This is a genomic window from Streptomyces sp. NPDC043996 (assembly GCF_056435225.1).
Window position 1 is genome coordinate 1 of the sequence record NZ_JBWKEY010000011.1, and the last position, 10,794, is coordinate 10,794.

The following is a 10,794-nucleotide window of genomic DNA, read 5'->3' on the forward strand; positions in this document are numbered from 1 at the left end:
TGGGCCGCATCAGGAACTTGTACGCGCGTATCAACGCGGCCCACCCCCTTCCAGAACGATTGTGATCACCGTAGTGCGGGCCACTGACAACGGGGATCCGCCCAGGGGGCGAACCCCCGCTCACGGTGCTTATTGGCGAACCACTGCTGTCCGAACCGGCGTTTGTCCTCGTCGTCAGCGGGGGACAGCCCCAGGCCCGCACCCAGCAGCTCCGCCCCCAGCAAGGCGTACAGCTCGTCGTCGCTCCTGCTCCAGTACTCCTCGACGGACATGTGTTCCCCAACCCCCCGCCCCCGAGCGGTCACCCGCTGTGACCCGCTACGGGAGCATAGGGCTCACCGCTTTCGTGGAGCGCGTCTGAGCGAGGAACTGTGTACGGGTGCGGGCAGAGGGGCGCCTGAGGTCAGCGTGGGGGACGTCGTGCTCAGGCGTCGGAGGTGTCGGGGGCGTCGTGGCGGCGGAACGTCGCGCGGTACGCGCTCGGCCCTCGGCCCGTGTGCCGGGTGAACAGGGCCCCGAACGTCCCGGTGTCGCGGTATCCGACGTCGGCGGCGATGCTCGCGACGGTCCTGTCGGTGCTCTCAAGGAGGTGTCTGGCCCGGCGCACCCGGGCGGTGTGCAGATACGCGAGGGGCGTCTGGCCCGCCTCGTCGCCGAAGCGGCGGAGCATGGTCCTGGTGCTGACCTGGAACGCCCGGGCGAGGGCGGGCAGGTCGTAGCGCGCCGTGAGGTTCTGGTCGAGCCAGCGCTTGACGCCGAGCGAAAAGCCCCTGCCCACGGTGGGCAGGAGGTCCAGGTCGACGTAGGGGGACTGGGTGGAGCGCGCGTCGTCGATGAGCGCGACGCGCGCGGTCGCGCGGGCGACGCGGGGGCCGTCGTGCTCGCGGATGAGGCGCAGCGCGAAGTCGTACATCGCGCTGAAGGCCGCCGTGGTCGTCACGCCGCCATCGGTGACGACGAGCTTCTCGGAGCGGACGCGCACGTCGGGGTAGCGGCGGGCGAGCTGGTCCGCGTACAGCCAGGACGTCGTCGCCTCGCGCCCGCGCAGCAGGCCCGCCTCCGCCAGCAGGAACGCGCCGACGCAGAGGGACACCACGGCGGTGCCCGCCGCGGCCCGCTCCCGTATCGCGGCCGTTTCCGGCTCGAGGCGCGCCAGGGCCGCGTCGAGGTCGAGCGTGGGCGGCAGCTCGAAGCCCGGCACGATGAGCACGTCCGCGGGGCGGACCGCCGCGACGTCGAGGCGCGAGTCGCCGGACGCGGTCACCCGCCGCCGGGGCGAGACGACCGACGCCTCGTAGGACGGCCGGGCCGCTCCCCGCGCCGTGGCGACGTGCGTGGCCATGGTCAGCAGGTCGAGGACCCCGAACACCTCCGACGCGAAGCACCCGGGGTACGCCAGGACGCTCACTCGCGGCCCACTGGCCCCGGCACCCTCCGCGGGCGATACGGCACCTCCGGCATGAGACATGGCACTTCCCGTACGCGATACAGCACTCTCAGCGCTCAACGCGGCACCCCCCAGCGCTCGATGACGTGGCTGGCGGTATCACCAAGACACCTGGCGATATCGCCGATTCTCCGCGGGCACAGCCTCTCGCCATCCTTACGGTCATGACAACCACGCAAGGGCGCTACGACGACCTCCTCAGCGACTTCGAGCGGAGGGCCATCCGCGTCGAGGACACCAGCAAGACCGTGTACGTCGCCGGGGCGGGACCGGCCGTCGTCCTCATGCCCGAGATGCCGGGGATCAGCCCTGACGTCGCCCGGTTCGGGCGCTGGGTGCGCGACGCGGGGTTCAGCGTGTACCTGCCCTCGCTGTTCGGCGTCGACGGCGCCTACCCGCTCGCCGACGCCATGGAGACCGTCGTCCGACGGGCCTGCGTCAGCGCCGAGTTCCGGGCCTTCGCCGGGGGCGGCACCAGCCCTGTCGTCAGCTGGCTGCGCGGCCTCGCCCGCACGGCGCACGCCGAGCGCGGGGGCCCCGGCGTCGGCGCCGTGGGGCTGTGCTTCACCGGCAACTTCGCCCTGACCATGGCGCTCGAACCGGCCGTCATCGCCTCCGTGGTCAACCACCCCTCGCTCCCGCTCGACGACCCCGGCGGCCTGGAGATGACCGACGAGGACGCCGCCGCCGTGGCCGCACGCGTCGAGCGGGACGGGCTGAAGGTCCTCGGCTACCGCTTCGAGGACGACAAGTGGTGCACCGGCCAGCGGTTCGCCGCCTACCGGGCGCTGCTCGGCGACGCCTTCGACGGCCGCGTCCTGCCCGCAGAGGCGGCCCGCACGGACCCGCCGCCCTTCTTCCGCGACGTCGTCGGCTGCGCCCACAGCGTCGTCACGGCCCACCTCGTCGACCAGGAAGGACACCCCACCACGCGGGCCCGTGACGAGATCCTCGCCTTCCTCGCGGAGCGGCTCGGGCCCGGCTCACGCTGAGCGCGCGAACCCCCGGTGGCCGCAGCGGTCCACGAGCCGCTCCAGGGCGGACGCGGCCTCGCCGAGCACGGAGATGTGCCCGTGCCCCGGGCTCAGCCGGAGCTCCGCCGTGGGGCAGTGGCCCGCCAGCCACCGGCTGTGCGAGGGGGGCACCAGGCGGTCGCTCGCGCCGTGCAGGAGCAGGAGCGGCGCGGTGATCCGCGCGGGATCGAAGCCCCACGGGGCGACGTAGGCCAGGTCGTCGTCGATGAGGACGCCGGGGCCCGCCTTGAGGGCCGGCCCTGCGACGCTCGTGAACCAGGACCACTCGCCGGACAGCGCGGTGCGGTCGGAGGGCGTGAACATCTCCGGGTCGTACCCGGCGGTCGCCTCGTACCGCTTCTTCGCCTCGGGACCCTGGACGGCGGCCCGCAGGGAATCCGCGTTGTAGTCCGCCATGTCCGCGAACCAGTCGAGCCCTTCGGCGTCGAAGGGGGCGAGCCCCGACACGACGAGGGCGCCGATGACGCGCTCGGGCAGCAGGGCGGCGCACGCCAGGGCGTGCGGGCCGCCGCCGGAGTGGCCCATGACCGCGAACCGGGCGATGCCGAGGGCGTCCGCGACGTGGGCGACGTCGTCGGCGACCGAGGCGACACTGCGGCCGGGGCGCGGCGTGGAGCCGCCGTATCCGGGGCGGTCGTACGACACCCAGCGGATGCCGAGCCGGGCGGCGGCAGGGAAGAGGGGCGCGGGGGGCGCGCCGATGTTCGGCGTGCCGTGGTGCCAGAAGACGGCCAGGCGGGCGTCGGCGCCGGGCGTCCCGGTGTCGTAGACGTGCAGCCTGCGGCCGTCGCTCAACTCCAGATCGGTTTCCGTCACTTCGTCGCTCACGACGCCTGCAGGGGTCTGTTCGCTGGTCACGGACGCAGGATAGATCAGACCGCGCCCGGCATCGAACGGCTGCGCGAAGTGGTGGGGGGCGGGGAGCCCGGCGGCTTGCGCAAGGGGGCCAGTTAAGCTGTCGCGGTCCGCGTGAGCGCGTATCACCGTGGTGACGTCCCAGGTCGGAGCCCTTCCGGTGGGTGAGGCCCGGGGCGGTCGCCGTCGACGGGGTGCGCGCGGTGACGCGGCTTGCGGTCACGGGGAGAGGCGGTGAGGGGACGGTGCCTGGCATCGGGCCACAGGGGGACGAGTGGCGCGGCGGTGTCCCGCCGGGCGGGACGCTGCGGTCGCTGGCCCGCGGTCTGCTCGCGGCCCGCCGCGAACGGGCGGCGGAGCGGGAGCTGCGGCGACGGCTGCGGCGGGAACTGCGCGACCTGGACGTCCGGCCCCCGCTGAGCGTGGAATCCCTGTGCCGGGCCCTTGAGCGCAAGCGCGGCCGCCCCATCGTGCTGCGCGCCCACCCGCTGCCCGTACCGGGGCCGTTGGGCCTGTGGGTGGAGACCCCGACGGCCGACCTCGTGCTCTACCAGCGGCACACCACGCCGATGCACCAGGACCACATCATCCTGCACGAGGTGATGGGCCACATCTGGTGCGGACACGGGACCGACCCCGACGGCGGCGGCTGGGGCGTGGTGGTGCCAGGGCTGAGCGCCGACGCGGTGCGCCGGGTGATGACCCGCTGCGCCTACGACGACGACCAGGAGTGCGAGGCGGAGCGGGCGGCGACGATCATCACGGAGTGGGCCTGCGTCCTGAACGAGGTCGCCCCCGCGGTGTCCGACGACCCCGAACTGCGCCGGGTGCACTCCGCGATGGGCGACAGCCGGGGATGGCTGTAGCGGGATGGGGATGTACTACACCCTCTTCTTCGTGGTGCTGCCCTGCGCGGCCGTGTGGAAGCTCTACCAGCTCTCGCGCACCCCGGAGAGCCGTCCCCTGCGGTGGCTGACGCTGTGCCTGTCGTGTGCCGCGGCCTCCATGGCGATGCCGGGCTCCACGCCCACCCTCGACGCGGCCTTCGGCACCGGCACCGCCAAGCTCCTGCTGAACGTGCTGACGCTGGGCATGACCTGCTGCCTGATGGTCTTCTACCTGTACGCGGTGGACGACGGGCCCGCGACCCGCCGCAGGGCCCGGCGCGAGGCGACGGCCCTGCTCGTCGTGTGCGGCGCCCTCACCGCGGACGCGGTCACGGCGCCGGACGACGCGGTGCTGCGCTCCACCTTCGAGTCCGCCGATATGACGGTCCCTCAGGTCGGCGCGTTCTACGGCACGGTGGGCCTGTACATGCTCTACACCCTCGTCGTGTCCGCGTGCCGGACCCGCCGCTACGCGCACCTGTCGCACGGCTCCGCGGCCGTGGGGCTGTGGACGGCCACCGCCGGGCTCCTCGGCATGGTGGCCGCCACCGCCTCGCGCACGGGTTTCGTCGCGCACCGGGCCGCGGGCGGCGGCGTGCCGCACTGGCTGACCGTCGCGACCGGCACCCTGCTGCTGTTCAGCACCCCGGTCTTCGTACTCGGCGTGACCTGGCCGGGAGCGCGCAGCCGCGCCGCCGCCTGGCGGCTGTGGCTGCGCCACCGCCGCGCCTACCGGGAGCTGGAACCGCTGTGGCGGCTGCTGTCCGCGGCCTTCCCCGGCACCGTGCTGCCGGAGACGGCCCGCCGCGGCGGCCCGGTCCATCGCCGCTACGCGCGCCGCGTGGTGGAGTGCCGCGACGGCCTGGTCCGCATCGGGCCTCATCTGGGCGGTGGCGACGCGGAGTCACCGTCGGCCGGGGAACTGGCCGTACGGCTGCGGCGCGCGGCGGCCGCGGTGCGCGGCGGGCACGCCGAGTCCCGGCCCGTGGCACCGCTGGCCGTGCCGTGGCTCGGTGACCGCGGCGCGGAGGTGGAGGAACTCGTCGCCCTGTCCAGGGCGGTGCGGGCGCTGCCGGGCGGGGCGTAGGGCGGCCGGGTCCGGCTAGCGGTTCGGGGTGGTGTCCCCCGGGCCGTGGGGCTCGGGGAGGTGGGCGACGAGGTCGTTGATGGCGGCGAGCAGGGAGGCGGGCAGGCCTTCGGGGCCCATGCCGCGGGCGGCGATGTGGCTGATCTGGCCGCTGCGGACGAGCTGAAGGGTCTGGAGTCCCTCCACGATGGTCCGGACGATGGTGAGGTCGTCGGGCTGGAAGAAGAACGCGGTCACGCCGAAGGTCTGGGCGAGTCCTTCCCTGATGACGGGTGAGGTCTCGGTGACGGCGCCGGTACGCAGGTCCCGGACGCCGTCGGCGGTGATGACGGCGGTGCCCGCGGCCTGGTTCACCTCGCGGGCGATGTCGGCGTCCGAGGGTCCCTGGCCTCGCGGGTAGGTGTGCTCGAGCAGATAGGTGATCTTCTCGGCGAGCGTCGTCGGGATCGGGGCGGTGCCGCCGTGCGCGCCCTCGTCGGCGGCCAGGGCGTCATCGGCGCCGAAGGAGCGGTCTTCCGCCGCCCGCAGTTCCCCCTCCGTCACGCCGTAGGCCGCGGCGAACGCCGGGGCCAGGGCGGGGGAGAGGCGGTGGATGCCGCGCTCGGCGCGGCGGGCGGCGTCCTTGCTGCCCACCAGCTTCTCGATCTCGTACTGCGCGAAGCCCGCGTCGCACCGCAGGTCGGCGAGGTCGGGGGCGCCCCTGCGGGGGAAGAGGGAGTCGAGGTCCCAGTTCAGGGTCCGGGCGATGGCGGGCAGCCGCTCGGGGTCGGGGCCCCGGCCGTTCTCCCAGGTGGTGACCGCCGAGCGGGAGACGCCGAGCGCCTTGCTGAGGCCGGTCTGCGTCAGGCCCGCCGCCACCCGCGCCGCCCGCAGGCGCCGCGCGTCGAAAGAGCGTTCAGGCATCACGGACTCCCACAGCTGGCCAACACGACAAAGGCATCGTAGTCACTTGCCGACCGGGTGAAAGTGTCATAGCGTCAATTTGACCCGGCAAGCGCGGGGTTCCGCCTGCCCGGGCGGGGCCCTCGTCGCTGGAGCCGGTCGCCCCATGGCCGTAGCCATCCCGGCGACCGCTTCGGCGACACCACCCGAACTCGGAGACAGAGATGACCGTTGCACCGGCCCCGGCACGGGCCCGCACCCGCCTTCGCCACCCGATCGACCACGCGGCGGCGACACCGGCCGTCGGCTGGGGAGCGGCCGCCGGCTGGGGAGCGGCCGACGGAGACATCATCTGGAGCTAGGGCCCTTCTGGTGGAGGCAGGGGGTGTCGGGCGGAGGTGTCGGCCGACACCCGCGCGGGAAGCCTGATCATGATCGGTCCGCTCGTGAGCGGGTCCTCCGCGAGCGGACCGCTCGCCAAAGACCCGCTCGCGAGCGGACCTTCCGTGATCGCACCTCGTCGAAGGAGAACGGCGCATGCGCACCCTGACGTTCGTCGTCGGTACGGGCCGCAGCGGCTCGACCGCGCTGTCCACCATCGTCAACGGGCATCCGGACGTGCTCAGCCTCAACGAACTGCTGGCCTCGGTGCAGAGCCGGGGCTTCCCCGAAGGCCGCATCGGCGGCCCCGCGTTCTGGCGGCTGCTCGCCGACCCCAACCCGCTGTTCGAGCGCATGATCCGCAGCGGGGCGCCGATGCCGGAGTTCGTCTACACGCGCCGCCCAGGGCGGTTCGCGACCGACACCACCGGCATCCCCGCCCTGTCCCTGATGGTGCTCCCGCATCTCACCGACGACCCCGACGGGTTGTTCGACGTACTCGAGGAACAGGTGCCCCGCTGGCCTGAGCGCACGGCCGCCGCGCACTACGAAGCCCTCTTCGACCTGCTGGGCGCGCGCTTCGGCGGCACCGCCGCCGTCGAGCGGTCCGGCTACTCGTCGGACCGGGTGCCGCTGCTGCGCGAGGCGTTCCCCGAGGCCCGCTTCGTGCACCTGTTCAGGGACGGGCCCGACTGCGCCCTGTCCATGAGCAGGCACACCGGCTACCGGCTGATCTACCTGATGCGCGACATCGTCGCGCGCACCGGCGTCGAGCGCCCCGAGGGGCTGACCAAGGAGCAGATCGCCGCCCTGCCACCGGAGTTGTCGGGGCTGCTGGCCGAGCGGTTCGACCCCGCGCTCGTCCTGGACAGCGCGCTGCCGCTGACCGGGTTCGGAGAGCTGTGGACGGAACTCGTCACCCGGGGTGTGGCCCGCCTCGGCGAGGTGCCCGCCCCGCTGCGGACCACGCTCGCCTACGAGGACCTCCTCGACGAACCGCGCGAGGAGCTGACACGGCTCGCCGAGTTCATCGGCGTGGAACCGCTCCCCTCGTGGCTGGACGCCGGGGCCGCGACGCTCGACGGCGGCCGCCGAGGTGCCTCGCACCGCCTCCCGCCCGCCGAACTCGCCGCCCTCCGGGAGCGCTGCGCCCCCGGCACCCGCGCCTTGGCGGAGAGCGGGAAGTAGGCACCCGCCCGCCGCCTCCGGACGGGGATGGTCCGGTCCAAGCGCGGGCGGGTCATCCGCGGCCGGTGCGGCGGCGTGAGCTGCCGTATCCAGCGGTTCCCGGCTCGCGCGGCGCGGCTCGCGCCGCAGCACGCGAGCCAACTTCGCCGCGGAATGAAGGCGGCCGGAACCGGCCTTGTGTGCGAGAGTTCGCCCCCCTGGGGGGTGGCCCGTCGAACACGTGCCTGCGCCTTCACGCCACTTCCTCGGGGCCGTGTGCGGCGTGTGTTCGGTGATCGGCCCCTTGGGGCACGGCTCGCGGCAACCGCGCGGGGCACCTGCCAGAGGCGTGTTCCTGACCCTGGCGGAAGGCGGGGAGGGCCATGGAGGCTGGAGTTCCGGGCATATCCGCGTGGGTATCGTGGCGTGCGGGGTGTTCGATTCTGGCTTGAACACGCCTTTCCTTCGCGGCGTTGCCGGGCGCCGACGGCGTGGCCGAATCCGGAAGGCGCCGTTTCGCCGTCGTGGTCCCGGTGTTAGGCTCGCCGCTGTCTCATTCGCATTTCTATGGAACCTGTTTGAGCCGCCGCCTGCACAGGCGGCTTTCCCTTTTCCCTCACGGGAGTTCGGGTCATTACTGACTCCGATTCGGTTCGTCTCTCAACTTTTGAAAACCGGGCCTTCGGGATGTGGCGTGTGGCATATTTTTAAGGCTTCATGGATTTCTCGGGCCGTGACGTGGGAAGGTCTTCGTCAGTAGCGTGGACTCGGCACTGGGGTTCGGTGCCGAAGTGGTGTGGCAAGGGCTGTTCTGGCAAGTGCTGTTCTGAAGTGTGACAGGAGTATGCATGTCCCTGGGGTACTTATTCGGCGGCGGCGTAGGGACTGAACCGCACGGGATCGAGCTCTATGAGTCGTCCCCTCTCATGCGTCGCCTTTACGAACAGATATCCCAGTGGACCGGCCTGACGGCCGAGCAGATCCTGCGCGGAGAACTGCCCGAGGGGCGGGAGCGGCGGCAGAGCGCGGGCACGGTGCGCGAGGCGGCCCTAGCCGTCGCCGTGCACGACCTCCTGGCCGAGGCGGGCCTGCGCCCCGCCGTGGTCGGCGGGCTGAGCCTGGGCGCGATGACGGCGAGCTGCCTGGCCGGAGCCCTGGACCGCGAAGCGCTGTTCACGATGCTGGCCCGGACGGCCGACGCCCCAGGCCCACGGCCCGGCGACCCCGAGGAGAGCATGGCGCTCGCCTTCGTGCCGGCCGGCCGCGCACGGTCCGCGCCGCCCTGGCAGGGCAGCCCGGACGTCCACCTCGCCGGTGACTTCGGGCCCGTGACGGACGGATCACAGCGCATCCTGATGCTCGCCGGGCGCCGCGCGGCCGTCGACCGCCTGGCCGCCGACGCCGAGCCCGGCACGATCGTGCCGCTGCCCGGGCGCGCCATCGCCGTGCATTCCCCGCTGCGCGCGCCCTTCCGCGATTTCATCGCACCCCATGTGGCGGCGATGCCGTTCACCGCTCCCCGCATTCCCCTGCTCTCCTGTCTGGAGCGCGGCGAGCTGAAGACAGCGGACGACGTGCGCGACATGTTCCAGCGGAACCCGACGGACCCCATCAGCCTCGTGGACGTATACGAGGGAATGCTCGGCCACGGCGTGAGCCTCGGCCTTGTGATGGGCCCTTCCATCCCCAACGGAATCCTCGCTTTCCCGTTCCCCGTCGTTCACGTGGAAAGCCCAGAAGACATTCAACTCGCTGTCAGTACCGCCTACGATTTAGGAGTCGACTTCAGTGCGTTCGACTCCGGTGCGCGGAGATACTGAGATGCGGCACGACGTATACGAAAAGGAGCGGGCCGAGCCGTTCGCGGCCGACCCCGACACGCTCACCAAAAGGTGGCTCGACACCGACATCGACGAATGGACCCGCAGAGTCGTGCGGCGCACCTTCCATCCCGATGACGGCAGCCCCTATTGGCTGCGCCGCCGCGAGCGGCTCGACTTCGAACCGCGTGACATCACGCGTTACGAACAACTCACCGCCTTCGGCCCGTTCCCCCTGGCCGACCTGCGCACCGCGAACCCGACGGACCTGGTGCCCCGGGCCGTGCCCCGGCCCCTCACCGGACGCGTCTGGGACACCGGCGGCACCACCGGCACCCCCTGCCGCGTCTTCTACACCCCGGCCATGCTCCGGCACCGCGCCGTCTGGCGCCGCTGGTCCTTCGTCCACGAAGGCTTCGCACCAGGGCGCGGCTGGCTCCAGGCGACACCCACCGGACCGCACCTCATCGGACACGGCGTCTGGGAAGTCGCCGACCTGTACGCGGGCCAGGTGTACGCCATCGACATGGACCCCCGCTGGGTGAAACACCTCATCCGCGAGGGCCGTCTCGGCGACGTCCAGCGCTACACCGCCCACCTCCTGGACCAGATCACCGACGCCCTGGACCAGGGAGACATCGCCTACCTCAACACCACCCCCGCCCTCTTCGCGGCGCTGTGCCGACGCGCGCCCGACCACGTCGCGCGCCTCGCCGGGGTCCGCCTGAGCGGTACGCAGATCAGCGGCGCCATGCACCGCGACTTCCGCGCCGCCCTCGGCGGCGGCATCTGCGGCATCAGCTACGGCAACACCTTCGGCAACGCCGCCTTCCTCGGCGCACCGGACGACGGCGGGCCCCTCCCGTACATGCCGAACTACCCGCACGTCACCATGGCCGTCGTGGGCACCGACGACTGGCGCGCGGTCGTCGCGCCCGGCGCGAGCGGCCAAGTGCGCCTCACCGTCCTGCACGACGACCTCTTCCTGCCCAACATCCTCGAGCGCGACCAGGCGACGCGCCACCTCGACGACGCCTGGCCCTGCGACGGCGTGGCCGACGTCCGGCCGCTGCAGATCACCAACTCCACACCAGAGGGCCTGTACTGACGCGGCGTCGGGGGGGGGGGGGAGGGGGCCCCCCCCCCCCCCCGCGGGTTTCCTTCCCGGAGCCCTCCCCCCCCCCCCCCCCCCCCCCCCCCCCGGCCCCCCCCCAACCACGCTGGAACCCCCCTC

11 protein-coding genes are annotated in these 10,794 nt (G+C 72.8%); 7 read left to right on the forward strand and 4 right to left on the reverse strand.

Annotated elements, in window-relative coordinates:
* Positions 1 to 65: 65 nt before the first annotated feature.
* Both AC07A4_RS27215 and AC07A4_RS27220 read right to left on the reverse strand, forming a co-directional pair.
* A complete protein-coding gene (locus tag AC07A4_RS27215; protein WP_478603183.1) occupies positions 66 to 272 on the reverse strand; it encodes a hypothetical protein in 207 nt (68 codons plus the stop codon).
* 152 nt (positions 273 to 424) lie between these two features.
* Positions 425 to 1,408: a GlxA family transcriptional regulator gene (locus AC07A4_RS27220; RefSeq protein WP_478603186.1), complete on the reverse strand. Its 984-nt coding sequence runs from the start codon at positions 1,406 to 1,408 to the stop codon at positions 425 to 427.
* A 203-nt stretch (positions 1,409 to 1,611) separates the two neighbouring features.
* Here AC07A4_RS27220 and AC07A4_RS27225 point away from each other — a divergent pair, with 203 nt between their 5' ends.
* A complete protein-coding gene (locus tag AC07A4_RS27225; RefSeq protein WP_478603188.1) occupies positions 1,612 to 2,439 on the forward strand; it encodes a dienelactone hydrolase family protein in 828 nt (275 codons plus the stop codon).
* Here AC07A4_RS27225 and AC07A4_RS27230 read toward each other — a convergent pair.
* Positions 2,431 to 3,339, reverse strand: a complete 909-nt coding sequence (locus tag AC07A4_RS27230; RefSeq protein WP_478603190.1) for an alpha/beta fold hydrolase — start codon at positions 3,337 to 3,339, stop codon at positions 2,431 to 2,433. The genes AC07A4_RS27225 and AC07A4_RS27230 overlap by 9 nt on opposite strands.
* Positions 3,340 to 3,581: 242 nt before the next feature.
* Here AC07A4_RS27230 and AC07A4_RS27235 point away from each other — a divergent pair, with 242 nt between their 5' ends.
* Both AC07A4_RS27235 and AC07A4_RS27240 read left to right on the forward strand, forming a co-directional pair.
* Positions 3,582 to 4,202, forward strand: coding sequence for a hypothetical protein (locus AC07A4_RS27235; RefSeq protein WP_478603192.1), 621 nt, complete (start codon positions 3,582 to 3,584; stop codon positions 4,200 to 4,202).
* 10 nt (positions 4,203 to 4,212) lie between these two features.
* Entirely contained in the window at positions 4,213 to 5,310 is a 1,098-nt protein-coding gene (locus AC07A4_RS27240; protein WP_478603195.1) for an MAB_1171c family putative transporter, read from the forward strand.
* A 15-nt stretch (positions 5,311 to 5,325) separates the two neighbouring features.
* Here the strand turns inward: AC07A4_RS27240 and AC07A4_RS27245 are convergent, their stop codons facing one another.
* Positions 5,326 to 6,213 carry a helix-turn-helix transcriptional regulator gene (locus AC07A4_RS27245; protein WP_478603197.1) on the reverse strand — a complete coding sequence of 296 codons (888 nt, stop codon included), beginning with the start codon at positions 6,211 to 6,213 and terminating at the stop codon, positions 5,326 to 5,328.
* A 203-nt stretch (positions 6,214 to 6,416) separates the two neighbouring features.
* Here AC07A4_RS27245 and AC07A4_RS27250 point away from each other — a divergent pair, with 203 nt between their 5' ends.
* From AC07A4_RS27250 to AC07A4_RS27265, 4 genes are all read left to right on the forward strand, one after another.
* Complete coding sequence (locus AC07A4_RS27250) at positions 6,417 to 6,554, forward strand: hypothetical protein (RefSeq protein WP_478603199.1); 138 nt, start codon at positions 6,417 to 6,419, stop codon at positions 6,552 to 6,554.
* A gap of 175 nt (positions 6,555 to 6,729) precedes the next feature.
* Positions 6,730 to 7,761, forward strand: a complete 1,032-nt coding sequence (locus AC07A4_RS27255; protein ID WP_478603202.1) for a sulfotransferase — start codon at positions 6,730 to 6,732, stop codon at positions 7,759 to 7,761.
* 827 nt (positions 7,762 to 8,588) lie between these two features.
* On the forward strand, positions 8,589 to 9,560 hold the full coding sequence (locus AC07A4_RS27260) for an ACP S-malonyltransferase (RefSeq protein WP_478603204.1): 972 nt from the start codon (positions 8,589 to 8,591) through the stop codon (positions 9,558 to 9,560).
* A 1-nt stretch (position 9,561) separates the two neighbouring features.
* A complete protein-coding gene (locus AC07A4_RS27265) occupies positions 9,562 to 10,668 on the forward strand; it encodes an arylcarboxylate reductase (RefSeq protein ID WP_478603206.1) in 1,107 nt (368 codons plus the stop codon).
* Positions 10,669 to 10,794 lie beyond the last annotated feature (126 nt).